The sequence below is a fragment of the Leucobacter sp. Ag1 genome, from assembly GCF_000980875.1.
Lineage (GTDB): Bacteria > Actinomycetota > Actinomycetes > Actinomycetales > Microbacteriaceae > Leucobacter > Leucobacter iarius.
The window spans coordinates 1-23,853 of the sequence record NZ_LAYO01000061.1 but is presented as its reverse complement, the minus strand read 5'-3'; the positions used below and the strand labels follow the sequence as shown (position 1 = coordinate 23,853).

The 23,853-nt window shown below is 71.2% G+C and carries 22 protein-coding genes; 9 read left to right on the top strand and 13 right to left on the bottom strand.

The features are described from left to right. Positions 1-54: 54 nt before the first annotated feature. From XM48_RS02000 to XM48_RS01975, 6 genes are all read right to left on the bottom strand, one after another. On the bottom strand, positions 55-375 hold the full coding sequence (locus tag XM48_RS02000; protein ID WP_046454108.1) for a (2Fe-2S)-binding protein: 321 nt from the start codon (positions 373-375) through the stop codon (positions 55-57). Next, the gene (locus tag XM48_RS01995) at positions 372-1,574 is read right to left on the bottom strand and encodes an FAD-binding oxidoreductase (protein ID WP_046454107.1); all 1,203 of its coding nucleotides are present in this window, start codon (positions 1,572-1,574) and stop codon (positions 372-374) included. Before XM48_RS01995 ends, XM48_RS02000 begins: the two co-directional genes overlap by 4 nt. Then, on the bottom strand, positions 1,571-2,302 hold the full coding sequence (locus XM48_RS01990; protein WP_046454106.1) for a GntR family transcriptional regulator: 732 nt from the start codon (positions 2,300-2,302) through the stop codon (positions 1,571-1,573). The genes XM48_RS01995 and XM48_RS01990 overlap by 4 nt, the downstream gene beginning before the upstream one ends. A 9-nt stretch (positions 2,303-2,311) precedes the next feature. Further along, on the bottom strand, positions 2,312-3,277 hold the full coding sequence (locus XM48_RS01985; RefSeq protein WP_046454105.1) for an ornithine cyclodeaminase family protein: 966 nt from the start codon (positions 3,275-3,277) through the stop codon (positions 2,312-2,314). Beyond that, the gene (locus XM48_RS01980) at positions 3,274-4,281 is read right to left on the bottom strand and encodes a proline racemase family protein (RefSeq protein WP_046454104.1); all 1,008 of its coding nucleotides are present in this window, start codon (positions 4,279-4,281) and stop codon (positions 3,274-3,276) included. The genes XM48_RS01985 and XM48_RS01980 overlap by 4 nt, the downstream gene beginning before the upstream one ends. An 88-nt stretch (positions 4,282-4,369) precedes the next feature. Further along, entirely contained in the window at positions 4,370-5,275 is a 906-nt protein-coding gene (locus XM48_RS01975) for a dihydrodipicolinate synthase family protein (protein ID WP_046454103.1), read from the bottom strand. Positions 5,276-5,456: 181 nt separating this feature from the next. Here XM48_RS01975 and XM48_RS01970 point away from each other — a divergent pair, with 181 nt between their 5' ends. After that, complete coding sequence (locus XM48_RS01970) at positions 5,457-5,969, top strand: glutathione peroxidase (RefSeq protein ID WP_046454102.1); 513 nt, start codon at positions 5,457-5,459, stop codon at positions 5,967-5,969. Between the two features lie 22 nt (positions 5,970-5,991). Here the strand turns inward: XM48_RS01970 and XM48_RS01965 are convergent, their stop codons facing one another. From XM48_RS01965 to XM48_RS17735, 3 genes are read right to left on the bottom strand one after another with little or no spacing between them, the layout of a single operon-like run. Beyond that, positions 5,992-7,566: a PucR family transcriptional regulator gene (locus XM48_RS01965; RefSeq protein ID WP_046454101.1), complete on the bottom strand. Its 1,575-nt coding sequence runs from the start codon at positions 7,564-7,566 to the stop codon at positions 5,992-5,994. Beyond that, positions 7,563-8,645, bottom strand: coding sequence for a DUF917 domain-containing protein (locus XM48_RS01960; RefSeq protein WP_046454100.1), 1,083 nt, complete (start codon positions 8,643-8,645; stop codon positions 7,563-7,565). Before XM48_RS01960 ends, XM48_RS01965 begins: the two co-directional genes overlap by 4 nt. Continuing rightward, positions 8,629-9,918: a hypothetical protein gene (locus XM48_RS17735; protein WP_052961231.1), complete on the bottom strand. Its 1,290-nt coding sequence runs from the start codon at positions 9,916-9,918 to the stop codon at positions 8,629-8,631. The genes XM48_RS01960 and XM48_RS17735 overlap by 17 nt, the downstream gene beginning before the upstream one ends. A 216-nt stretch (positions 9,919-10,134) precedes the next feature. On the opposite strand from XM48_RS17735, the gene XM48_RS01950 reads away from it, so the two are divergent. The 8 genes from XM48_RS01950 to XM48_RS16785 all read left to right on the top strand — a co-directional run bounded on the left by XM48_RS01950 (position 10,135) and on the right by XM48_RS16785 (position 19,733). After that, positions 10,135-10,455, top strand: a complete 321-nt coding sequence (locus tag XM48_RS01950; RefSeq protein ID WP_046454098.1) for a hypothetical protein — start codon at positions 10,135-10,137, stop codon at positions 10,453-10,455. A gap of 40 nt (positions 10,456-10,495) precedes the next feature. Continuing rightward, entirely contained in the window at positions 10,496-11,527 is a 1,032-nt protein-coding gene (locus XM48_RS01945; protein WP_046454097.1) for a sugar ABC transporter substrate-binding protein, read from the top strand. A gap of 4 nt (positions 11,528-11,531) precedes the next feature. Beyond that, complete coding sequence (locus XM48_RS01940) at positions 11,532-13,058, top strand: sugar ABC transporter ATP-binding protein (protein ID WP_046454096.1); 1,527 nt, start codon at positions 11,532-11,534, stop codon at positions 13,056-13,058. Continuing rightward, complete coding sequence (locus XM48_RS01935) at positions 13,055-14,038, top strand: ABC transporter permease (RefSeq protein ID WP_046454095.1); 984 nt, start codon at positions 13,055-13,057, stop codon at positions 14,036-14,038. The genes XM48_RS01940 and XM48_RS01935 overlap by 4 nt, the downstream gene beginning before the upstream one ends. 105 nt (positions 14,039-14,143) lie before the next feature. Beyond that, entirely contained in the window at positions 14,144-16,192 is a 2,049-nt protein-coding gene (locus tag XM48_RS01930) for a hydantoinase/oxoprolinase family protein (RefSeq protein WP_046454094.1), read from the top strand. Between the two features lies 1 nt (position 16,193). Then, positions 16,194-17,900 carry a hydantoinase B/oxoprolinase family protein gene (locus tag XM48_RS01925; protein ID WP_046454093.1) on the top strand — a complete coding sequence of 569 codons (1,707 nt, stop codon included), beginning with the start codon at positions 16,194-16,196 and terminating at the stop codon, positions 17,898-17,900. 73 nt (positions 17,901-17,973) lie between these two features. Further along, positions 17,974-19,158 (top strand): amidohydrolase family protein, encoded by a 1,185-nt coding sequence (locus tag XM48_RS01920; protein ID WP_046454092.1) that lies wholly within the window; start codon positions 17,974-17,976, stop codon positions 19,156-19,158. Positions 19,159-19,268: 110 nt separating this feature from the next. After that, positions 19,269-19,733 (top strand): hypothetical protein, encoded by a 465-nt coding sequence (locus XM48_RS16785; protein ID WP_052961230.1) that lies wholly within the window; start codon positions 19,269-19,271, stop codon positions 19,731-19,733. Positions 19,734-19,836: 103 nt separating this feature from the next. Here the strand turns inward: XM48_RS16785 and XM48_RS01910 are convergent, their stop codons facing one another. From XM48_RS01910 to XM48_RS17730, 4 genes are all read right to left on the bottom strand, one after another. Then, complete coding sequence (locus XM48_RS01910) at positions 19,837-20,859, bottom strand: proline racemase family protein (RefSeq protein WP_046454091.1); 1,023 nt, start codon at positions 20,857-20,859, stop codon at positions 19,837-19,839. Positions 20,860-20,937: 78 nt separating this feature from the next. Further along, positions 20,938-21,591 carry a hypothetical protein gene (locus XM48_RS01905; protein ID WP_046454090.1) on the bottom strand — a complete coding sequence of 218 codons (654 nt, stop codon included), beginning with the start codon at positions 21,589-21,591 and terminating at the stop codon, positions 20,938-20,940. A gap of 10 nt (positions 21,592-21,601) precedes the next feature. Beyond that, a complete protein-coding gene (locus XM48_RS01900) occupies positions 21,602-23,146 on the bottom strand; it encodes an MFS transporter (protein WP_046454089.1) in 1,545 nt (514 codons plus the stop codon). A 126-nt stretch (positions 23,147-23,272) separates the two neighbouring features. Next, positions 23,273-23,566 (bottom strand): hypothetical protein, encoded by a 294-nt coding sequence (locus XM48_RS17730; protein WP_046454088.1) that lies wholly within the window; start codon positions 23,564-23,566, stop codon positions 23,273-23,275. Positions 23,567-23,853: the final 287 nt, after the last annotated feature.

Sequence of the window (23,853 nt, the reverse complement as noted above, 5' to 3'; positions counted from 1 at the left end):
CGGCGCCGACGATCGCGACGTCGAACGCGGGCGCGGCGCCGGTGCTCCGGGCGGTCACGCCGCGTCGCCTTCGGCCGTGGGCGCTTCGGAGGTCTCGGGTGCTTCGCTGCGCGGTCCGCCTGCGGAGCACACCCGCATGCCCTCCGTCAGAGGGACCATGCACGCGCGCTGACCCGATTCCCCGTCGATCTCGACGAGGCAGTCGAAGCAGACGCCGATCCCGCAGAAGAGGCCTCGCGGCTTGCCCTCGCGGGTCGTGCGCCAGGCGGCGCGACCGGTGGAGATCAGCGCGGCGGCGACGCTCGCGCCCGGTTCCGCCTCGATCGGCTCGCCGTCGAAGCTCGCGCGCACGCGCGCGCCGGGATCGGGGCTCATGCGGACGCCTCCTCGGGTGCTGGGACGGCCTCGGGATGCGCGGCCAGGAACTCGGGTTCGTCGAAGCGCTCGGGCCGGAACGGCGCGAGCGGCAGCTCGGGGGCGGCGCCCGCGATGGCCTGGGCCAGCAACTTGCCGGTGCCCGCCGCGAGGCCGATGCCGGCTCCCTCGTGGCCGCAGGCGTGCCAGAGACCGGGCGCACGCGGATCGGGGCCGATCACGGGCAGGTGGTCGGGGCAGTAGGGGCGGAAGCCGTGGTAGTGCCGCAGGATCCGCGTGCGTTCGAGGAACGGGAAGAGCTGGATCGCGTTGCCGGCGATGGTGCGCAGCGCTTCGGTGCTGATCGCGCCGTCGAAGCCGACGCGCTCGCGGCTCGACCCGATGAGGATCGTCCCCGCCGGCGTGCCCTCGACCACGGGCGAGGCCTGCAGGCCGGCGTCGGAACTGCCGACGTTGTCGACGTACTCGGCGGCGTAGACCTTGTGGTGGACCATCGGCGGCAGCGGTTCGGTGACCAGCACGAAGCCGCGGCGCGGCAGCACGGGCACGTTCACCCCGGCCATCCCGGCGAGCTGACCGGCCCAGGTGCCGGTGGCGTTGACGACGTGCGCGGCCGAGAAGTCCCCGCGCGGCGTCCGGACGCCGGTGACCCGATCGCCCGAGCGGAGGAACCCGGTGACGGGGGTGCGCACTTCGAGGCGCGCGCCGAGATCGCGGGCCAGGCGCAGGAGGCCGGTCGCGGCGAGGATCGGCTGCACCTGGCTGTCCTCGGGGTAGAACGCGGCGCCGAGGGCCCGGTCGGTGACGTGCGGCTCGAGCTCGCGGAGCCCCGCGGCGTCGAGGCGTTCGGCGACGATGCCGAAGTCGCGCTGCGATGCCGAGAACCGCTCGAGCGAGGCGAGGCTGCTCTCGCGCGAGGCGACGATGATGCCGCCCTTCGCCTCGAACTCCCAGCGGTGGCCGTGCTCGGCGAGCTCGCCCTTCCAGAGATCGAGCGAGTACCGGGTGAGTTCCAGCTCGGGGCCGAGCTCCTTGTCGGAGACGAGGATGTTGCCCTCGCAGCGCGAGGTGGTGCCGCTCGCGGGCAGATCCCGTTCGAGCACGGTGACCGAGAGGCCCGCTCGGGCGGCGAAGTAGGCGGTGCCGGCTCCGATGATCCCGGAGCCGATGATGAGGACGTCGGAGGTGCGGCGGGTCATGCGCTCCCGTCCTCATCGGTTCCCGGCGGTGCCTCGGAACGGTCGATCTCGCCCGTCGCCCACGACTTGCGCGCGTGGCCGATGTGCTCGCGCATGAGGCGCTCCGCGGCGGCGCCGTCGCCCGCGCGGAGCAGATCGATGAGGCGGTGATGCTCGCCCGCGCTCTCGGCGAGGCGACCGTCGCGCGCGAGCGTGGCGATGCCGTACATGCGGGTGCGCACGCGCAGCGACGTGGCGAGCGAGACGAGCTGCGGATTGCCGGTGAATGAGAGCACCAGGGCGTGGAATTCGCGGTCGTCGCGCAGGTATTCGACGAGGTCCTCGCGCTCCGCGGCGCGACGGCAGGAATCGGCGAGGCGCGTCAGCTCCTCGTAGGCCGCCTCGGGAACGTTGCCGACGACGCCGTGCATCGACGGCGGCTCGACCAGCAGTCGGATCTCGGCGAGGTCGTCGAGATCCGACTGGCTCATCGCGGTGACGCGGAAGCCCTTGTTCTTGATCGTCTCGACGAGGCCCTCGCGCGCCAGATCCATCATCGCTTCGCGCACGGGCGTCGCCGAGACGCCGAGCGCCTGGCCGAGGGTGGGCGCCGAAACCAGCGAACCCTCCGCGAGTTCGCCGGTGATGATCGCGGTGCGCAGCTGGTCGAGCACGGTCTCGCGCAGGTTCAGCGGACGCTTGAGCGGCGTGAGACGGGCGCGGGGCTCGCGGGCGGGGACGGTCGACATGGGATCTCCTCAGTTCTCCCTGGCGAGCCGGCCCTCGGCGAACACCACGGAGGCGCAAATCAGATCCTCCCATGACATCCCGACACCCGTGTAGACGGCGGGGCGTCCCGGGGTGCGGACGACGCGTCCCGAGACCAGATCGTGCAGGTTCGCGGGAGGAGCCGATTCCCACCCGGCGTCGTCGATCGCGGTGGCCAGATTGCCGTTCTCGCGGCGGGCGGAGTCCCGGCCCTCGACCACGATGTCGGCGCGCGACACGAGGGCATCGTCCAGCTCGCGGAGCTCGCGCCCGTGCGTGCCGACGGCTGCGACGATCGCGTGGTCGCGCACGAGCGAGCCGTCGAAGAGGGGCGCGCTCGCGCTGGTGACGCAGAGGATCACGTCGGCCTCGCGCACCGCGTCCTCCGGATCCGACGTGCGATCGCGGAACTCGATGGGCGCGACCGTCTCGCGCAGCGCGGTGACCCGCTCGGGTCTGCGTCCGACGACGTCGAATCGAGCGCCGGGGAACCCGGCGAGGGCCGCCTCGATGTGGCTCGCGGCCTGCACGCCCGCGCCGAAGACGAGCACGCGCGGCTCGGCGGGCAGCTCCGCGCCGGACGGTGCGGCCTCGGCCAGCGCGCGCACGGCGGTGAGGGCGACCGCCGGCGTGCGGATCGCGGTGAGGCTCGCGCCCTCCATCACGGCGACCGGTGCCAGCGTGTCGGACGAGTAGAGCACGTAGAGGCCCTGGATCTTCTCGAGACCGCGTGCGGGATTGCCCGGCGCGACGGTCAGCGCCTTGAGGCCACTGTATTCGGCGCCCTGCGCGGGCATGAGCAAGAACTCGCCGCCCGGTGCCGGACTGAACAGGCGCGGGCCGTCGAGCTCGGGATCCACGCCGTTCAGCAGGCCCTCGCGGATCGCGCGCATGGCGCGGTCGTAGGGGAGCGCGGCGCGTACGGCGTCCGCGTCGAAGTAGGGGAGGGAGGTCACAGCAGGAACCCCCTCGGGAAGGGATCGCTCGGGTCGAGCATGTACTGGGCGGTACCCGTGATCCAGGCGCGGCCAGTGACGGTGGGGATCACGGCCGGGCGGCCCGCTACCTCGGTCCCGGCGATGAGCCGCCCGACGAAGCGGGAGCCGATGTAGGACTCGTTGACGAAGTCGGTGTCGAGGGCGAGCTCGCCGCGCGCGTGCAGCTGGGCCATGCGCGCGCTCGTGCCGGTGCCGCAGGGGGAGCGGTCGAACCAGCCGGGGAAGATGGCCATCGCGTGGCGCGACCGCTCGGCGGTCGATCCCGGGGCCTGCAGATAGACGTGGTGGCAGCCGCGGATGTCGTCGCGCTCCGGGTGCACGGGCTCGTCAGAAGCGTTGATGGCGTCCATGATCGCGAGACCGGCCGAGAGCAGCTCGTCCTGGTTCGCGCGATCCTCGCGCCACTCGATGCCGAGCGACTCGAGCTCGACGATCGCGTAGAAGTTGCCGCCGAACGCGAGATCGTAGGCGACGGTGCCGATCCCGGGGACTTCGACGCTGGCGCCCAGCCGTTCGGAGAACGACGGGACGTTGGTGATGGTGACGCTGTCGGCGTGGCCGTCGGTCACTGCGACCTCGGCGATGACGAGGCCCGCGGGGGTGTCGAGCCGGATCGTGGTGACGGGCTCGGTGACCTCGACCATCCCGGTCTCGACGAGCACGGTGGCGACGCCGATGGTGCCGTGGCCGCACATCGGCAGCAGACCGGACACCTCGATGTAGAGCACGCCCCAGTCGCAGTCGTCGCGGGTGGGCGGCTGCAGGATCGCGCCGCTCATGGATGCGTGGCCGCGGGGTTCGAACATGAGCAGCTGCCGCAGTTCGTCGTTGTTCTCGATGAACCAGGTGCGGCGCTCGGCCATCGTCTTGCCGGGGATGACGCCGACCCCGCCCGTGATCACGCGGGTGGGCATGCCCTCGGTGTGGGAATCGACGGCGTGGTAGACGTGCGAGGTGCGCATGGGGTTCCTCGGGTTCGTGGGGCTGCGGTGCGAAGTGGGAGTGGAGATCCCGGTGCGGCGCCGTGCGCCGCACCGGGACCGGTTCGGGCTACTTGTCGTAGCCCTTGGCCACGGCTGCTCGGGTGTCGGCGATGATCCGGTCGGCGACGCTCTGCGCGAGCGGCAGGCGCGGGGGACGGCAGGCGCCGCCCTTGCGACCGAGCACGTCCATCGAGAGCTTGATGGCCTCGACGAACTCGGTCTTCGAGTCCCAGCGCAGCAGCGAGTGCAGGTCGCGGTAGATCTCCTGGCCGCGCACGAGATCCTCGACATTGCCCGAGGTGCAGAGCTCGAACAGCTCGATGCACGACTTCGGGATCGCGTTCGGGTACCCGGAGACCCAGCCCACGGCGCCGGCGAGGCCGACCTCGAGCACCGTGTCGTCGGTGCCGATGAGGATGTCGAGGGTCGGAGCGAGCTCCTTGATCTCGTAGATGCGGCGCGGGTCGCCCGAGAACTCCTTGATGCCGACCATGTTGCCCGCGGCGTGGATCTCGGCGACGAGCTCCGGCACGAGGTCGACCTTGGTGTCGATCGGGTTGTTGTAGGCGACGACGGGGAGGCCGACCGAGGCGACCGTGGCGTAGTGGTGCTTCACCTGCTCGTGGTTCGCGCGGTAGACGTTCGGGGGCAGCTGCATGACGCAGCTCGCACCGGCGTTCGCGGCCTGCTCGGCCCAGTGCGCCGACTGGAGCGCACCGTATGCGCCGGTGCCCGCCATGACGGTGAAGCCCTCGGGCGAGGCCTGCACCGCGGTCTCGACGACCTTCGCGCGCTCGACGTCGCTGAGGTTCTGGTACTCGCCGAGCGAGCCGTTGGGTGCGACGCCGTCGCAGCCGTTCTCCGCGAGCCAGGCGACGTGCTCCGCGTAGGAGTCGTAGTCGACCGACAGGTCGTCGTTGAAGGGCAGAGCGGTGGCGACGATGACGCCGTGCCAGGGCTTCTTCTCGGTCATTGCGAGCGGTTCCTTTCGGGCGGTCCGGGTGCCGATCGGTCCCGGGAAGTCTCTATGGTGTGTGACATTGCACAAGCTAGCACGCTCCCGTTCCGGGCTGCAAGAAGCGATCCGCGCGACCGCTTCGGAGTCATCCGGATGATCAGCCTCTCCACGGCCGAAACGGAGTAGCGTCGGACCCATGAGCCCCGCACCGATCCGTGAGATCCCCGTCACCCTGCTCTCCGGCACCGAGACCCGCTTCGGCGAACTCGCGCCCGGAGCCGCCCTCGTCGTCAACGTCGCCTCCAAGTGCGGCTTCACCCCGCAGTACGGCGGGCTCGAAGAGCTGCATCGGGAGTTCGGCGAACGAGGGCTCGCCGTCCTCGGCATGCCGTGCAACCAGTTCCTGCGCCAGGAGCCGGGCACCTCGAACGAGATCTCCGAGTTCTGCCAGATCAACTACGGCGTCACCTTCCCGCTGCTCGAGAAGGGCAAGGTGAACGGCCGCGGCCGGCACGCCCTGTTCGAGGAGCTGCGCCGCGGCAAGGACGCGGAGGGGCGCGGCGGCGTCGTCCGCTGGAACTTCGAGAAGTTCGTGGTGTGGCCCGACCCGGCGAACGGCGGGCAGCCGCGCATCGCGCGCTTCCGCTCGGCCGTCGAGCCGCAGGATCCGGCGCTGCGCGCCGCCATCGAGAGCGCTCTGGCGGGCTGAGGCGGGCCGGAACACGCCTCGGCTACGCCGGGGTCTCGGAGGTTCCCGAGGTCTCCGGTGTTTCCGGCGCGCGCCGTGCCGCGGTGAGCAGCAGGTGCACCGGGAGCACCAGCTCGGGATCCGAGAGATCGATCCCGAGCTCGCCGGCGCGCTGCAGCCGGGCCTGCACCGTGTTCCGGTGCAGGCCGAGCCTGGCCGCGGCCGCCTGCACCGATCCGCGGCAGGCGAGCACGGCGAGCACCGCGTCGGTCAGCTGATCCCGGTTCGGGTCTGAGATCAGCCGCGGGAACAGGAGCTCGACGAGCCGGGCGGCCAGGTCGCTCGGCACGAAGCGCCCGAGCAAGCGGGCGGGGATCCGATCGAAGGCGATGAAGGGCCGGGCCTCGCCGGTACCGGTCGGGGTATCGCTCCCGCGATCCGCGACCCGCGCCGCGAGCCAGGCCTCGCGCACCGCGGTGCGCGCGTCGGCGCGGGATCGGTGCACTCGTGAGGACCCGCCCGCGACGGGCAGACCCGCTGCACGGACGAATCCTCGCTCGATCCGCTGCAGCGCGTCGGTCAGACGGTCGCGGTCGGCGGCTGGCATGAAGCCGAACCAGCCGCCGTCGAAGCGCGCGAGCGGCAGCTCCGGGAAAGCGAGGAACCACAGCTGGTGGACCAGCGCCCCCATCCGTTCGGGCTCCTCCGACACGAGGCAGACCGCGAGGTACTCGCCCTCGAGCAGCGGGACTCCCGCCGCGTCGACCAGCGACGGGTCCGGGGGGTCGAACACCGCGACCGGTGCGGAGCCGATGAGCGCCGTGACCGCGATGACGGGCAGCGACGCGCGGGTCGCCTCGAGCTGCTGCTCGAGCAGCAGCGCGCGCACGACCGGGGCGGCGTCGGCGAGCAACTGCTCGGCGAAGGCCCTCGCCGCGGGGGCGACCTCCGCGATCAGCAGCTCGGACGCACCCGCGGAAGGGCCACCGGAACCGCCCGGGTCGCGGGGGACCCCGCTGCCGCGCGGAAACAGCGGCACCGCGACGGTGACGCCGGGCTTCGCCGCAGCGGACGCGCGCGCCTCTGGGGCCGAACCGAAGGTGCGTGTGCCCGCGGACTCGATCCAGACGGCGGCATCGTCGAGCTCGCCCGACAGCAGCGCGACCGCGTGCGCGGGATCGGCGGAGCCGGCCAACCGTTCGGCGGCCGAGCGCACCCGCGCCGCGGACTCCGCCCGTGCGGTGCCGAGCCGGATCGCCGCGTCGATCGCGAGCCGGGTCATGTCCCCGCGCGTGGTGAGCAGCGACACCTCGAGGCGCCGCGCGAGATCCACGACCGAAGCCGTGAACGGCTGCTCGGGCACGATGAGGGCGCAGGCGCGTCGTTCCCAGGCGTACCGCAGCGCCGCGGAGATCATCCACCCGCCGCGCGCTCCCGCGGCGGAGAGCAGCACGACCGTGTCGGGGCCGACCGCGCCGATGTCCTCGAAGTCGGTCACGAGCGCCAGATCCCGTACCGGACTGCGCTCGGCGGCGAGGTGCAGCACCTCGAGGCCGTCGAGCCCCGGAGCGCCGATCAGATCTCGGAGGTCGACGGCCCCGGTGGAAGCGCGGGTCATGTGCGGGTCCTTCCGCGGTCGGGCAGCAGCGCGTGCAGGGTCTCGGGGGCGGCGAGGCGCCGCCCCGCGGGGGAGTACCACTGGGGTGCGGCCGGCAGCACGACGAGGTCGAGGGTGTTGCCGACCCACAGGTCGTCGAGGCTCGCCACGCGGCCGTCCTCGGGGTGCAGCATCGTGATGATGTCGGGGATCACGGCCTCCGCGGTGCCGTCGACCATGAGCATCAGCAGCTCGTTCTGGATCTCGAGCTGCACGAACCGGCCCTGCGACTCCTCGATGAAGACCACGCTGGACGGGTGATCCGGTTCACCCGCCGGCGCCGGCCGGGAGAGCCCGGCGACGTCGGCGACTCTCGCCCGGATGATGCGCCGCACGCTCTCGGTGCGGCGGAGCAGCTCGTGCTTCTCGCGGGTGCTGCGGGACGACTCGAGGATCCGGCCGATGCGGACCATGCGGGAGACGCTGCCGACCACTCCCGTCCGGGCGAGCTCGGCGGCCGTCATCGGGTAGAGCGCGGTCGCCGACCAGCCGCCGAACTCCTCGGCGAGCGCGCGGACGAGGCGCTCGGCCCGGCGCGGCTCCCGCACTCGGAGCACGGCGGACTCGCCCACGGGGCCGGTCGCGGCGAGCGGCCCGGCCGGGAGTCCGGCCAGCGTGAACACCGACTGGTAGAGCAGCGGGAACACGCGCCCCATGGGGTCGGCATCGACCACGGGGCGGTCGAGCTGCATGCCCGTGAGCAGCGGCACCATCGAGTTCACGTTCGCGGCGGCCAGTGGGAACAGGCCGTCGATGCGTCGCCCCAGCTCGCGTTCGAGGAGCCGGACGCTGGTGACGAACTCGTCTCCGGCCGGCCGGATCTCGGACAGCGGCAACCCGTTGTTGACGAAGCCGACCGCGGCCACGAGCGCGTCGTCCGGGAGCTCCTCGACGCCGAGCAGCTCGGGGCCGGCCCGGCCGGTGGCCAGCCGCGAGAGGATCCGGTCCTGCTGCTCGTCGCACCACTCGGGATCGGCGGCGCAGGCGAGGAAGAGGGCGCCGGTGCGCAGGTGCCGCACATCCTCAGCGTTCAGTCGCACGGGACGGCCTCCCCTCGGCGAGCAGAGCACCGGCGGGCTCCCCGGCGACCCCGTGCACGCGCACGGAGACGACCCGGGCATGCTCGTAGGTCGTCGCGGTGAAGCGGGACTCGAGGATCCGCACCGTCGACGGCAGCGCCCCGAAGGCGGCGAGGCGGGTGCGGACCCGCGCTTCGGCGGCCTGCAGCTCGTGCGCCATCTCGGCGGCGCTGCCCGCGCCGACGATGTCGACGGCCCAGTCGGTCAGCGGGGCGCAGACCGCGCCCAGCGCGCGCAGGTCGATGTCGGTCTCGACCAGATCCGACGTGTCGAGCCAGTCGGGAAGCCCTGCTCCGCGGGCGCGGACGATGCGCGGGGCGGGGCTGCGCCCGCCGAGCAGGATCTCGCCCGCGGGCACGAGGTGCGCCGTCTGCGTGTCGAGCCGGGCCCCGTCCCACCGCAGCTGGGGGACGACGACGGCCGCGCCGAATCGCAGGGTGCCGAGACGGAGGCCATCATCGGCTGCGAGCACGAGGTCGCCGTCGTCGAGGCCGCAGAGCGCCGCGGCGCCGATGAACTCGATCGGGCTGCCGGAGAACGCGGAGTGGACGGGGGCGTCGGGCAGGCGGCTCAGCGGGACCCGTCCCCCGTCGTTCCGCGTCACGGAGAGCCGGGCATCGGGATGGTGGCGGCCGGCGACGAGCGTGAGCGCCGTGGAGAGCGCCTCCGCGTCGGGCAGCAGCGCGCTGTTCAGCACCGCGGTCCGCTCGCGGGTCGCGAACGAGTTGCTGTCGAAGGCGTGCGAGAAGGAGACGCTCAGCGCGCCGGGACGCTCGAGCAGGATCTCGCCCGCCGCGAGTTCGTGGGCCGGATTGACGAGGGCGCCCGCGCTCGTGATCACGACGCGGGACCCGGCGGGGATGCGTGCCGAGGCCTCCCGGAACCCCGCGGAGTCGAAGGGGGCGAGCTCCTCTCCGAGGGTCGTATGCCCGCCGCGCACGTGCAGGATCGGGGCCTCGCCGACCCCGGGCTCATCGCCGGGATCGATGGGCGGGCGGGGCGCGATGCGGACCACGGTGAGCGGAAGGTGATCCGAGCGGCGGAGCACCTCGCTCAGGTCGAAGGCGATGGATCGCACCGGATCGCGCGCGGTGCCGATGCCCGAGAGGAGGCGATCGAGCGCCGAATCGATCGCCTCTTCGGTGCTCGGCACCGAGTGCGTCGACAGCGTTCCGTCGGGCCGCAGGCACGCCGCGTCGAGCCGTCGGTGGTGGACGCCGATCCCGATCCGCATGCGCGCTGCTCCGTTGCCGACCCGCAGCGCACCGGAATTCGGCGGCGCTGCGCGTCCACTTCATTCTTTTGCACTCGACGGAAGTTCCGCAAGGTGCAATCTGCACACGATGCGCCGAGCGGGTGGGGCTAGTTTCATGGCAGCGCCGCGGATCCCGATGACCGCGACCCCGGCGCAACGGCACACCACGATCGACACAACGGAGTACGAGACCTGATGATCCGCTCAATCCTGACCCTGCACACCGCGCCCGAGCAGTCGGTATCCGTACTGGAGCTCTACCGCCGCGAGGCGATCCTGCAGGAGTCGCTCGACCTCACCCGGGCCCTCGGATCCGAGATCGCCTCGGCCGTCGACGGATCGGGCGAGATCATCGTGACCGCGCTGTGGCCCGACGAAGCCGCCTACCAGGAATGGCTCGATCATCCGAACCGGGGTCGCACGGCGCCGGAGCTGTCGGAACTGCTCGCCGACGCCCGTATCGGCGTCGGCCGCCTCTACGCCGTCGACCATAGGGTCTCGAAGACCGAGATCTGACCCCGCACCCCGCACCCCGCACCCACGAAAGAAGAATGCAATGACGCACCTCTCACGGATCATCGCCGGCACCGGCGTCCTCGCGCTCGGCGTCTCCCTCGCCGCCTGCAGCTCCGATCCCGGATCGGGCGGCGGCGGAGACAAGTACTCGATCGTCGTCCTCGCCTCCTCCTCGCAGAACGGGTACAACCAGGCCGTCTACGAGGGCGTGCAGAAGCAGGCGAAGGCGCTCGGCGAGAAGCTCGGGATCACGATCACCACCAAGATCCAGGACGGCCAGTTCGACGCCAACACCCAGCTGTCGCAGTTGCAGAACGCCGGCACCAACGGTCAGGCGAGCGGCATCATCGTCGTGCCGCAGGACGGGCCAGGGCTCGCGGCGGCCTTTCCGCTCGGCAACGACATCCCCGTCGTCTCGGTGCTGAACCCCATCGGCCCCGACATCGACAAGATGGAGCCGCAGACCGAGGGCGTCGTCTCGACGGTGGCCTCCCCGCCGTCGGCGGGCGCAGCGCGCCAGGCCGAGACGGTCGTCGAGTACTGCAAGGACATCAATCCCTGCAAGATCGGTCTGCTCGCCGGACTCCTGAACTCCCCGCTCGACGTCGCGCGGATCAAGGCCTGGAAGCAGGTGCTCGGGCAGCACAAGAACATCACGATCGTCGGCACCGTCGAGGGCGCCTACGACCGCGACAAGTCGCTCACCGCCGTATCGAACCTGCTGCAGGCCAACAAAGACATCAACGGGATCCTGAGCAACGCCGACCAGCAGACGATGGGCGCCCAGATCGCGCTCGAGAACGCCGGCATCGACCCGGCGAAGATCTTCCTCACCGGCGGCGGCGGAACCACCGAGGCGGTGAAGGCCGTGCGCGACGGGAAGTGGACCAACGACTACCTGAACTACCCCGTGAGCATGGGCGAGGCCGCGCTGGAGCAGCTCGTGAACAAGCTGCGCGGCGAGAAGGTCACGGCCGTCGTCGACGCCGACTCGCTCGTCAAGCTCCCGCCGATGGCGACGAAGCAGGATCTCGACGCGATGCCGGACTTCACCGGCGAGTGGAACGGCTGAGAACGTGCAGGATTCTGCGACCGGCCCGGTGCTCGTCGAGCTCCGCGGCGTCGACAAGCGGTTCGGGGCGACCCAGGCGCTCGACGACGTCTCGCTCGAGGTGCGCGGCGGGGAGATCCACGCGTTCGTCGGCGAGAACGGCGCAGGCAAATCGACCCTCGGAAAGGTGATCTCGGGGGTCTACGCCGCCGACCGGGGCGACGTCGTCGTCGACGGAGCCCCGGTCGACCGGTGGAACCCGGGGATCGCGCAGCGCCGGGGGATCGCGATGATCGCCCAGGAACTCGCGCTCGTGCCCGATCTCACCGTCGGCCAGAACGTCTTCCTCGGCGCCGAGGCGCACCGCTTCGGAATCGAACGGCGCAACCTCGCCGAGCGCTTCGCGGCGCTCGACGCGCAGGTCGGCTTCGGACTCGACCCGGCGGAGAAGGTGCGCGACCTGCGCATCGCCGACCAGCAGAAGGTCGAGATCCTGCGGGCCCTCGCCCGCGACGCCCGCATCATCGTGATGGACGAGCCGACCTCCTCGCTGACCGCGCACGAGATGGCGCAGCTCGAGGACCTGATGCGCGCGCTCAGGGATCGCGGCTGCTGCGTGATCTACGTCTCGCACTTCCTCGACTCCGTGCTCGGCGTCGCCGACCGCATCACGGTGATGCGCGACGGCAGGCGGATCGACACGGTCGAGGCGGCGTCGGTCTCGAAGCACGACCTCGTCACCGCGATGCTGGGCCGCGAGATGGAGCAGGCCTACCCCGAGCGGCCCCCGGTCCCGGCGCCGTCCGAACCGATCCTGTCGGTGCGCGAGCTGCGCACGGCGACGGGCGTCGAACGGATGAGCTTCGACGTGCGTCCCGGTGAGATCGTCGGGCTGCTGGGCCTCGTCGGCAGCGGCCGGACCGAGTGCCTCCGCGCCGTGTTCGGCCTAGACGCGGTCGTCTCGGGCGAGGTCCGCTTCGACGGCCGCGACTGGGTCGGGCGCAGCCCCGGGCTCTCCATCGAGGCCGGCCTCGTGCTCGTGTCCGAGGATCGGCACAAGGACGGGCTCGTGCTGCAGCGCTCGGTGCGCGAGAACATCGCGCTCGCGAGCCTCCCGGCCCGGTCCCGCGGCGGCGTGGTCGACGGACGAGCCGAGCGGCGGACCGCGCAGGAGCTCGCGGAATCGCTCGAGATCCGCCCGCCGGACATCGACCTGCCCGTCGGCTGGTTCTCGGGCGGAAACCAGCAGAAGGCGCTGCTCGGCAAGGCCCTCGCAGCCCGGCCGCGCGTCATCATCCTCGACGAGCCGACCCGCGGCGTCGACGTCGGAGCCAAGCGGACCATCTACGAGCTCATCGCCAGGCTCGCTGCGGAGGGGGTCGGCGTGCTGCTGATCTCCTCGGAGCACGAGGAGATCATGGAGCTCGCCCACCGCGCCTACCTGGTCTCCGACGGCCAGACCTTCGGGGAGATCGTCCCCGAGCAGACCACCGTGGAGGACGTGCTGTTCCAGCTCTTCCACGTGACCACCGGAGAGGGGACGGCAGCGTGAGCGAAGCCGCAAACACCACCGTCACGCGGACGCGAGCCCGCAAGAAGTTCTCGGCGAAGGAGCTCGTCATCGAGTACGCGGTCCTGCTGCTGCTCGCGGCGGTGCTGATCGCGCTCGCGATCCTGTCGCCGTCGTTCTTCACCTTCGGCAACATCGTGAACATCCTGAACCAGAACGCGCCGCTCGTGATCATCGCGTCGGCGGGCACCTTCGTGATCATCTCGGGGGCCTTCGACCTCTCGACCGGCGCGATCTACAGCGTCGCCGGCGTCGTCTCGGCCTGGCTCGCGGTCACCACGGGCAACGTCGCGCTGGCGCTCGCTGCCGCCCCCGTGGTCGGCATCGTGCTCGGCGCCTTCAACGGCACGGTGATCACCCGGCTCCGTGTGCACTCGTTCCTCGCGACCCTCGCGTCGTCGATGATCTTCACGACGATCGCGGTGCTCATCACGGGCGGCAGCCTGATCACCGTCACGACGCCCGGATTCTCCGTGCTCGGCCGCAACCGCGTCGGCGGCATCTTCATCGCGGTCTTCGTGATGATCGTCGCGGTCGCGATCCTGTGGTTCGTGCTCTCCCGCACGGTCTTCGGACGCCGGGTCTACGCGGTCGGCGGCAACGCCGAGGCCGCCGAACTCTCCGGCATCCGCGTCGACCGCACCAGGATCCTCGTGTTCGTGATCAGCGGGCTCGCCGCCGGCACCGCCGCGGCCATCGGCGTCTCCCGGATCGCCTCGGGCCAACCGCTCGCCGGCGCGGGCCTCGAGCTGAGCGCCATCGCTGCGGTGATCCTCGGCGGCACGAGCATCTACGGCGGGATCGGCGCCGTCTGGCGCTCGGTCGCGGGCGTGTTCCTGATCGCCCTGATCGGCAACGGCTTCGACCTGCTGAACCTGAACCCCCAGCTCAAGGACATGGTGACCGGCTTCATCATCCTCGCCGCGGTCGGCCTGGCCGCCGCCGGACGGGGGAAGCGCTAGCCCGTCCCACCCCGACAGCCCCCGGCGCAGCACGACCCGGCCGACCCCGGGTCTGCGCGGGCTGCCCGAAAACCCCGAAGACACCCCACACGGAAGGACCATCCCATGTCCGAAAACGTTCGAATCGCCGTCGACGTCGGCGGCACGTTCACCGACGTCGTCAAGCTCGTCCCGGAGACCGGCGAGCTGCGCTTCGAGAAGGTCCCGACCACGCCGAGCGAACCGACGGCCGGCGTGCTCGCGGCCTTCGACAAGGCCGACGCCGACCCGGCGCAGGTCTCGATGTTCAACCACGGCAGCACGCTCGGCCTGAACTCGCTGCTGACCCGCACCGGCGCCCGGATCGCGACGATCGCGACGCGCGGCTTCCGCGACGTGTACCTGCTCGGCCGCACCGACCGGCGCGTCATGTACGACATCGCCTACCGCAAGCCGGAGGCGCTGCTCGAGCGCTACGACACCTTCGAGGTGACCGAGCGCAGCATGTTCGACGGCTCGGTCGCCACCCCGTTCGACGAGGACGACGCGCGCGAGGTCGCGCGGGAGATCCTGCGCCGCGGCTACGACGCCGTGGCCGTCGCGTTCCTGCACGCCTACGCGAACCCGGCGCACGAGCTCCGCATGCGCGAGATCCTGACCGAGGAGGCGCCCGGCGTCGAGGTCACGATCTCGCACGAGCTGTCGCGCGAGTACCGCGAGTACGAGCGCACCAGCACGGCCGTGCTCGACGCCTACATCAAGCCCATCATGCGCAGCTACCTGAAAGCGCTCGAGGGGGAGCTCGAACGGCGCGGCTTCGGCGGTCGATTCCTGATGTCGCGCTCGGGCGGCGGTGCGATGACCGCATCCGCGGCGCGCGAGCAGCCGGTGAACCTGATCCTGTCGGGACCCGCCGGCGGCGTCGTGGGCGCCGCGGCCTTCGCGAAGCTCATCGACCGGCCCAACCTCATCACGATCGACATGGGCGGTACAAGCCTTGACGCCTCGCTCGTGCAGGGCGGCCATCCCGTGCTCTACCACGGTGCCGAGTTCGAAGGCCTGCCGATCAACACCCCCTCGCTCTACATCCACACGATCGGCGCGGGCGGCGGTTCGCTGGGCTACCTCGACGAGGCCGGGGCCCTGCAGGTCGGGCCGAAGAGCGCCGGGGCCATGCCCGGTCCCGCGGCCTACGGCCGGGGCGGCACGCAGCCGACCTTCACCGATGCGGCGCTCGCGATCGGCTACCTCGGCACCGATACCCCGCTCGGCGGCGAGCTGACGCTCGACCGCGAGAAGTCGCTCGAGTCGCTCGCCCCGATCGCCGAGACCCTCGGGCTCAGCGCCACCCAGTTGGCGCGCGGCATGGTGCAGATCTCGAACACCAAGATCATGGGCGCGGTCCGCGCCATCACGATCGAGCTCGGGCACGACCCCAAGGACTTCGCGCTGCTGTCGTTCGGCGGCGGCGGCGGGCTCGTCGCGGTCGATGTCGCACGCGAGCTCGGGATCCCGGAAGTGATCGTGCCCCCGGGGCAGGGCGCCTTCTCAGCGCTCGGCATGCTCATGGCCGACGTGCAGCACGACTACTCACGCACGAGCCTGCAGGCGCTCGAGGATCTGGACGCGTCCGCGGCCGATGCCCTCTACGCCGGGATGGAGGCCGAGGCGCGGGAGACGCTGCGCGCCGAGGGCTTCCCCGACGACCGCATGGTCTTCCACCGGGTCGTCGCCGTGCGCTACTCGGGCCAGGAGCACGCGGTGACGGTCGACTACCCCGAGGACGGATCGGATCCCCGTGAGGCGATCCGCTCGGAATTCGACCGGCTGCACCTGCGCCAGTACGGGCACACCATGGACGATCCCATCGAGACCACGACTCTGCGCCTCGGCGCGGTGGGCATCGTCGACAAGCCCGGACTGCCGAAGGTCGCGCAGCGCGGGACGGGGACCGGCCCGGAGCTGCGCACCCGGACGGTCGTGCTCGACGGCGACGAGAGCGCCGAGTACGCGCTCGTCGCCCGTGAGCAGCTCCTGGCCGGCGACGTGCTCGAAGGCCCGGCCGTCGTGACCGAACACACGGCGACGACTGTGCTGCACGCCGGCGACCGACTCGAGGTCGGCACCTACGGCGAGCTCGTCATCTCGATCCAGTACGCGAAGAAGGGAATCTGACGTGGCCGACGCAATCACCACCGAGATCATCAGGCACGGCCTGCTGGCCGCTGCAGAGGAGGTCGCGCGCAATCTCTGCCGCACCGCCTACAACACCGTGGTCTACGAGATCCACGATTACGGCATCGGGATCCACGACGTCAACGGAGATGTGGTCGCGGATGCGCCGGGCATCGCGGTGTTCACGCGGGGCAACGACGCCGGTATCAAGCACTCGATCGAGTTCCTCGGGGCCGACGCGATGGAACCAGGCGACGTGTTCATCATCAACTTCCCGTACTGGTCGAGCGCGCACACTCTGGATCCGCTCGTGTTCGCCCCGATCCACGTCGGTGACGAGCTGATCGGCTTCGCCTCGTGCCGCGTGCACGTCACCGACCTCAACCAGAAGGATCCGGGCTACGTGCTCGACTCCACGGACCGCTCGCAGGAGGGGCTCATGCTCCCCGCCTCGAAGCTGTACCGCAGAGGTGAGCGCAATGACGACGTGTTCAACATCATCCGCTTCAACAGCCGGATGCCGAAGCACACCATCGGCGACATCCAGGCGCAGGTGTCGGCCTGCGTGACCGGTGTGCGCCGCACACAGGAGCTCGCGGACAAGTACGGCGTCGGCACCCTGACCGAGGCGATGCGCACCATCAACGCGCACGGCGAGAAGCTCGCGCGGCTCGCCCTCGCGAAGCTGCCGAAGGGGACCTGGAGCGCGGTCGACTACGTCGACGACGACGGGATCACCAAGGACCAGCTCGTGAAGCTGCAGTGCACGGTGACCGTCAGCGATGAGGAGATGGTCGTCGACTGGACCGGCAGCGCCGAGAACGTCGAGGGGCCGATCAACCTGCCGCCCGGCCAGACCGAAGCGCTCTCGAGCCTCATCTTCAAATCGCTCACCACGCCGGACTCCCCGGTGGTCGCGGGCAACTTCGCGCCGCTGCGCGTGGTCACGGTGCCCGGCTCGGTCATGCACGCGGTCTCGCCGATGCCGACCTTCACCCTCTGGACCGGCCTGCTCGCGGGCGAGGTGATCCTCAAGGCGCTCGCCCAGGGCATGCCCGAACTCGTGCCCGCCTGCTCGGGCGGTGATGTCTGCTCGATGATGGGGCTCGGCGTGAACCCCCGCACGGGGGAGCCATGGCAGGAGGCGACGAACGAGGCAGTGGGCTTCGGCGGCACTGCTCAGCACGACGGCGAGGACGGCATCATGCACCTCTCGGAGCCGGGCTGCCGCAACAATCCCGTCGAGGTGCTCGAAGCGAAGTCGTCGATGATCATCGACCACTACGGGTACCGCGCCGATACGGGCGGGGCGGGCGAGCACCGCGGTGGGGTCGGCGTGAGCCGCTCCTACCGGTTCACCACCCCTGCCACGGGCATCTGCCTCGTCTACAAGACGAAGACGGAACCCTGGGCGATCGACGGCGGATCGACCGGGAAGCCGAATCGGGTCGTGCTGAACCCGGGCACCGAGCGGGAGACGGTGCAGGGCGGCAGCTACAACCGCCTCGCAGCGGGCGACGTGCTCGTCAACCAGACCGGGGGCGGCGGCGGATACGGCAACCCCTACGACCGCGAACCTGCGGCCGTCGCGCATGACGTGCGCAACGGATTCGTCTCGCGGGGATCGGCCGAACAGGACTACGGTGTGGTGGTGACGGCCGATTTCGGGATCGACGAAGCCGCTACGGCGGCGATCCGAGGCCGATGAACCATCGCGGCGGTGCGCCCGGACATCCGGGCGCACCGCCGCGCCGCGCGGAACAGCAAAGGAGCGAAGCGGAATGCGAACGGGATCGCTGAACATCGTCGGCGCGCACGTGTGGGACGGCGAGGCGTTCGTCGACCGTGAGGTGCACATCATCGAGGGGCACGTCGCCGACGGCCCGGCCGAGGGCGCCGAGACGCTCGACGCGACGGGTCGATGGCTCGTGCCCGGCCTCATCGACGCGCACTTCCACGCCTACGCCACGAGCATGGACGGCATGGAGAACGAGCGGGGGCCGCTCAGCTTCACCGCGATCAACGGCACCCGTCGGCTCGAGCGCGCCCTGCGCCGTGGCTTCACGACCGTGCGCGACGTCGCCGGCGGCGACATCGGGCTCGCCCGCGCGATCGACGCCGACCTCTTCGATGCGCCCCGCTACCACTTCACCGGGCCCGCGCTCAGCCAGACCGGAGGGCACGGCGACCCGCGAGCTCCCCACATCGACGTCTGCTTCTCGCACGGGCACATGTGCGAGGTCGTCGACGGCGTCGAGAACCTCCGCCTCGCGGTGCGCGATCGACTGCGCACCGGCGCGCACGCCATCAAGATCATGACCTCGGGCGGCGTGTTCTCGCTCGCCGATCCGCTGCCCATCCCGCAGTACTCGCCCGAGGAAGTCCGCGTCGTCACGGAGGAGGCGAAGCGCCGGGGCAGCTACGTCGCAGCTCACGCCTACTCGTCCGAGGCGGTGCTCCACTCGATCGAGAACGGGGTTCGCTCCATCGAGCACGGCAACCTCATCGACTCCGCCACCGCTGTCCGCATGGCCGAGCTCGACGCCTTCCTCGTTCCGACGCTCGCGGCGTACGACGCGATGGACCGTCGCGGCGCGGGGATCGGCCTCAACGAGATCTCGCTCGCGAAGAACGCCGAGGTGCTCTCGCGCGGCCAGGAGGCCGTGCGGATCGCGCTCTCCGCCGGAGTGCGGGTCGGATTCGGCACCGATCTGATGGGCGATCTCGAGGACGACCAACTGCGCGGTGTCCGCCTGCAGATCGAGGCGAGCGGCGCGGCAGCGACGCTCAGGGCGATGACGGAGGTCAACGCCGAGCTGATCGGCGACCCGGCGCTCGGGCACCTCGGAACCGGTGCCTACGGTGACGCCCTGCTGCTCTCGGCCGACCCGATCGCGGAGCCGGCCGCCCTCTGGGAGGAGGACGCCCGCGTCTCGGTCGTGCGGGGCGGCAGCGTCGTCGCGTAGCCGTCCGGACGGGTTATCCACAGGTCTTCGCACCCCGGTGACGCGCCGCGCGGCGCTCGGGTACCTTTGCGGTCAGGCGCGGCAGGTCGCGCCGGAAAGCGAGGGTCGACATGCCTCCTGAGACGATCGGCACGCTCGTGGCGGTCATCGGCGCGGTCGCGACGATCTTCGGTGGTCTCCATACGATGCTGCGGCGGTTGGAAGGGCGATTGGACGGTCGCTTCGCCCAGATCGATCGCAGGTTCGCCCAGATCGATCGCAGGTTCGAGCAGGTCGACCGCCGGTTCGAGCAGGTCGACCGCCGGTTCGAACAGGTCGACCGCCGGTTCGAACTGATGCGACAGGAGATCCAGGAGGTGAAGGCGGACGTGCACGAGCTGCGCGGTGAGGTGCATGAGCTGCGCGGCGAGGTGAACCTGGTGAAGGCCGAGGTGCACGAGCTGCGCGGCGAGGTCCACGAACTGCGCGGCGACGTCCGCGCGGTCGAGGCTGGGCTGAGTGAGGTGAAGGTCTCCGTCGCGCGCCTTGAAGGGCCGCATCCGGGGCCGAGCACGGGTCTCGTCGGTGTGCGCTGATCCATCGGGTCGCGGGCGGCCAGGAACCGAGGCCGGTGCCAACGCCGGCCCCGGTACCGGTCGAGCGCGTCCTATCGCTGAACCGGCACCGGCTTGAGCGGAGTCAGCGCAGCACGAAGCCGTCGCCGAGCGCATCGGCGGGGTCGAGCACGAACCGGTGCTCGCCGGTCCGGTATGCGGTTCCCGAGACCGAGGGGATCACGGTCGGGCGCCCGTCCGCAGCGACCGGTCCGGCGGCCCAGCTCGCGGCGAACACGGTATCGACGATCGAGCGGTGCTCGAGCGTCTCGTCGGGGCCGAGCGTGCCGTCGTCGGCGAGCAGGGCGACGCGCGCGCCCGTACCGGAGCCGCACGGCGAACGGTCCACCTCGCCGTCGGCGAACACCGTCACGTTGCGCTGGCGGGGTCCGGAGCCGTGGCGACCGAGGTCATCCCACAGGATCGTGCCGTACACCCCCGAGAGCCGCGGGTCCGCGGCGTGCTGCGCCTCGGGCGACTCGTTGAGCGCCCACTTCACCTCGCGCCCGAGCGCGATCAGTTCGGTGTAGTGCTCGGGACTCACCGAGAGGCCGAGGTCGGCCGCGCGCACCGACGCGTAGATGGCACCCGAGAAGCTGAGATCGGCGTGCACCGTGCCGCGCGAGGTCTCGACGGCGACCCCGCGCGCGATCGCGTGCGAGGCCACGTTGCGGAACGTGGCGCGCACGAGCGCGCCGCCGCGACGCTCGACGAGCGCGGCGACCCGCCCCGACGGCACGTCGATGCGGACCTCGGTGACGCCGTCGGGATCGGACTCGACGAGGCCGGTGTCCGTGGCCCAGACGCCCAGCGCGATCGTGCCGTGCCCGCACGCGGTGGAGAATCCGTCCTTGTGCCAGAACAGCACCCCGAAGTGCGCGCCCTCATCATCCGGCGGGGTGATGAAGCCGCCGTACATGTCGGCGTGCCCGCGCGGCTCGTTGCACAGCAGACGGCGCAGCGCGTCGATCCCGCCCTCGTCGGCGATCGCGTTCACGCGCCTGGCGCCCACGGTCGCGCCGGAGGGCACGGGCGCCCCCTCCGTGACGATCCGGAACGGCTCGCCGGCGGTGTGGTAGTCGGTGGTCGAGATCCAGGTCTCGGTCATGGCGCCTCCTCGCGCGTTTGTGGGGTGTGACATTGTATGTAGAAGTGAAGTGAACCGCGGAGCGGTCGGCTGGCCCGATCAGCGGAGCAGCAGGAGCAGCGCCGCGGTGAGGACGAGCGCGATGCCGCCGGGCGCGAGCCCGGGCAGCCACGACTGCAACGGGAGCGAGAGCCCCCGCTGCACCCGGCTGAGCCCTGCGAGCGCCGGATCGCCGGCCGCAGCCGCGTGCTCGGCCGGAGCGGCGAGCACCTCGATGACCGCGACCGCGGGATCCGTCGGGGCGAGGCGCAGCCGCGCACCGCTGAACTGGGGCGGGGGAGTGCCCGGTGCGATGCGGACGGCCACCGGCAGGACACCGTGCCGCTCGGTGCTCGCGACGTAGAGGGCCGTGCGGAACGCCGCGCGCTTCCTCACCGGCATCGCCCGCGAGAGGATCGCGTTCGCCGCGGGCCACTCGGCGACCGCGGCGGGGTGCAGCGCGGCCGCCTCGGTGGCCGCCGCGAGCCGCCGCTGCAGCTGCGCTTCGTTCCGGGCCGTGAGGGTCAGCGTGATGACGATGCCGAAGAACCAGAGCAGCCAGCCGACGATGAGCACCACGATCGGAGCCGGGCTGATGGACGGGCCGCCCAGGAGGAGGCCGATCAGCGCGCCGAGCATGATGCCCAGCGGAACGGACTGCAGCAGTACCACGAGCCGCAGGAAGGCGGTCTGCTGTTCGGGAATCGTGCGCATCGGGGAATCCTCAGCCGCGTCCAGCGGAGCGACCGCGTCCCGGTACGACGCGCAGCGGCATGGTGCGCGTGTCGATGAACGGGTTCTCGTCCTGCGTCGCGACGAGCTCCTGCGCTTCGGCGCGCGTGGCGACGGTGGGCACGGAGCCGAGCAGCGGACGGGCTCCGGTCTCGCGCATCGCGAGCACGGCGAGCACGGCGATGGCCGAGAACGTCATGATCCACAGCGCGGGCATGAACGGACTGATCCAGGATCCGGCCGTCGCGTTGACGAGCAGATCGGCGATCAGCGGGGTGGTGCCGGCGAAGAGCGAGGCGGCGAGGTTGTAGGTGATCCCCATCCCGCTGAAGCGGGCCGCGGTGGGGAACAGCGCCGGCAGCGCCGACGCGGTCATCGACACGAAGAAGGCGACGGGGATCGCCACGATCCCGAGCGCCAGGAACACGACCCACATGCCGGCCTGCGGTGCCGTCTGCAGGATCAGGAACGCGGGCAGCATGAGTACGAGCGAGGATCCCGTCGCGAGGAAATAGACCCGCCTGCGCCCCACCCGATCCGACCAGCGGCCGATCGTGGGCAGCAGCAGCGACATGATCACGAGCACCGGGACCGTCGCGATGGCGGCGTTCAGGTTCGAGATCCCGAGATCCTTCTCGAGGTAGGTCGGCATGTAGCTCGTGAGGGCGTAGCCGGCCGTGCCCTCGGCGGCGACGATCGAGATGCCGATGAGGATCTGCTTCCAGTAGACGCGGACCAGGCTGCCGAGGCCGTGCCGGTACTGCAGGTCGTGCGGGTCGGTCGGCGGCTGCTCGTGCTGCAGCTCCTTCGTCTCCTCGAACCCCGGAGGCTCGGGGATCCGCATGCGGAAGTAGATGGCGATCGCACCGAGCGGGATCGCGAGCAGGAACGGGATGCGCCAGCCCCATTCGACCATCGCGCCCTCGATGCCGAGCAGGTTCTCGGTGGTGAGGGTCGTCAGCGCGACGACCGTGGCCCCCGCGGCGAAGCCCAGGTAGGAGCCGACGTTGAGCTTCGACGCCCAGTAGCCGCGGTCCTTGTCGGGCGAGAACTCGGAGACGTAGGTGGTGGCGCCGGCGAATTCGCCGCCCGTCGAGAAGCCCTGCGTCATCTTGAGCAGGTAGAGCGGGATGATGACCCAGAAGCCGCCGGCCTGCGCCGCCGACGGGAGCATGCCGATGAGCGCGGTGGAGACGGCCATGATCGCCATCGTGAAGTAGAGCACCTTCTGGCGGCCGATGCGGTCGCCGATGGGGCCGAGGATCATGCCGCCGAAGGGGCGGACGAGGAACGAGACGGCGAAGCCGAGCAGGGTGACCGTGAGGCCGAGGGAGTCGGGCATGCCGGCGGTGAACACCTTGGTCATGGTCACGGCCAGATAGCCGTAGATGCCGAAGTCGTACCACTCCATGAAGTTGCCGACGAAGGCGCCGCGGAGGGCGAGCTTCATCTTCGCGGGCTCCACGACGATGACGTCGTCGACCTCCAGGCGTCTGCCGGTCGGCGCGTGCTGCGTGCCGCTGGTGTGCTCAGGCATCGTTGCCTCCTCCTCGGAGTCGAGCCGTGCGGCTCGCGTGTGCGGAACGGTCTGCGCTGGTGCCGAGCCTACGCGCAGAGCACGGGGGCGGGCCAATCGTCCGGATCGGCCCGCCCCCGCCCTGTGCTAGACCAGGCCGTCCGACAGGTGGTTCGGCGTGCCGAAGCGGTGCGCCGTGATCGAGACCGCCTGCTCGTGCAGGTGCGGCAGCAGCTCGACACGGCCGGCCGACACGACGGGGCCGTCGTAGATCGCCACGTCGGGCTTGCCGTTCGCCGCAGCGTGCGCGGCGGCCGACACGGCCTCGCGGGACTCGCCCGCCACGATCCGGATCCGTGCCGAGGCATGCGGGCCGTCCTGTGCGGCGATCGCGGCGACGCGGCGGGTCCACGCTGCCGCGTCCTCGGCGAACACCGGCACGCGCGCCGCGGCGAGGGCCGCGGTGACCTGCGCGGGCAGCGCGGTCTCGGTGCTGACCGTGGGCGAGCCGCCGGCTGCGAGGCCCGCGGCGATCGCGCCAGCAGCACCTCGGTGCCGCGATCCAGATGCTCGGGGCTGAACACGCCGCCGGCGGTCCGCACCGTGCGCTCCGCACCGCCGAGCATCGCCCGGATCTCGCGGGGGCGCAGGTCGCTGTCGGGGGACTCGCTGAAGTAGTGGCCGCTCATGCCCGGGACGCTCGCAGAAGGGGAAGTGCCATGGCCGAG

What these genes read in the sequence shown, in the direction of transcription:
- XM48_RS02000 (WP_046454108.1), bottom strand. Translation starts at nt 375, where the DNA reads ATGAGCCCCGATCCCGGCGCGCGCGTGCGCGCGAGCTTCGACGGCGAG.
- XM48_RS01995 (WP_046454107.1), bottom strand. Translation starts at nt 1,574, where the DNA reads ATGACCCGCCGCACCTCCGACGTCCTCATCATCGGCTCCGGGATCATC.
- XM48_RS01990 (WP_046454106.1), bottom strand. Translation starts at nt 2,302, where the DNA reads ATGTCGACCGTCCCCGCCCGCGAGCCCCGCGCCCGTCTCACGCCGCTC.
- XM48_RS01980 (WP_046454104.1), bottom strand. Translation starts at nt 4,281, where the DNA reads ATGCGCACCTCGCACGTCTACCACGCCGTCGATTCCCACACCGAGGGC.
- XM48_RS01975 (WP_046454103.1), bottom strand. Translation starts at nt 5,275, where the DNA reads ATGACCGAGAAGAAGCCCTGGCACGGCGTCATCGTCGCCACCGCTCTG.
- XM48_RS01970 (WP_046454102.1), top strand. Translation starts at nt 5,457, where the DNA reads ATGAGCCCCGCACCGATCCGTGAGATCCCCGTCACCCTGCTCTCCGGC.
- XM48_RS01965 (WP_046454101.1), bottom strand. Translation starts at nt 7,566, where the DNA reads ATGACCCGCGCTTCCACCGGGGCCGTCGACCTCCGAGATCTGATCGGC.
- XM48_RS17735 (WP_052961231.1), bottom strand. Translation starts at nt 9,918, where the DNA reads ATGCGGATCGGGATCGGCGTCCACCACCGACGGCTCGACGCGGCGTGC.
- XM48_RS01950 (WP_046454098.1), top strand. Translation starts at nt 10,135, where the DNA reads ATGATCCGCTCAATCCTGACCCTGCACACCGCGCCCGAGCAGTCGGTA.
- XM48_RS01945 (WP_046454097.1), top strand. Translation starts at nt 10,496, where the DNA reads ATGACGCACCTCTCACGGATCATCGCCGGCACCGGCGTCCTCGCGCTC.
- XM48_RS01930 (WP_046454094.1), top strand. Translation starts at nt 14,144, where the DNA reads ATGTCCGAAAACGTTCGAATCGCCGTCGACGTCGGCGGCACGTTCACC.
- XM48_RS01920 (WP_046454092.1), top strand. Translation starts at nt 17,974, where the DNA reads ATGCGAACGGGATCGCTGAACATCGTCGGCGCGCACGTGTGGGACGGC.
- XM48_RS16785 (WP_052961230.1), top strand. Translation starts at nt 19,269, where the DNA reads ATGCCTCCTGAGACGATCGGCACGCTCGTGGCGGTCATCGGCGCGGTC.
- XM48_RS01910 (WP_046454091.1), bottom strand. Translation starts at nt 20,859, where the DNA reads ATGACCGAGACCTGGATCTCGACCACCGACTACCACACCGCCGGCGAG.
- XM48_RS01905 (WP_046454090.1), bottom strand. Translation starts at nt 21,591, where the DNA reads ATGCGCACGATTCCCGAACAGCAGACCGCCTTCCTGCGGCTCGTGGTA.
- XM48_RS01900 (WP_046454089.1), bottom strand. Translation starts at nt 23,146, where the DNA reads ATGCCTGAGCACACCAGCGGCACGCAGCACGCGCCGACCGGCAGACGC.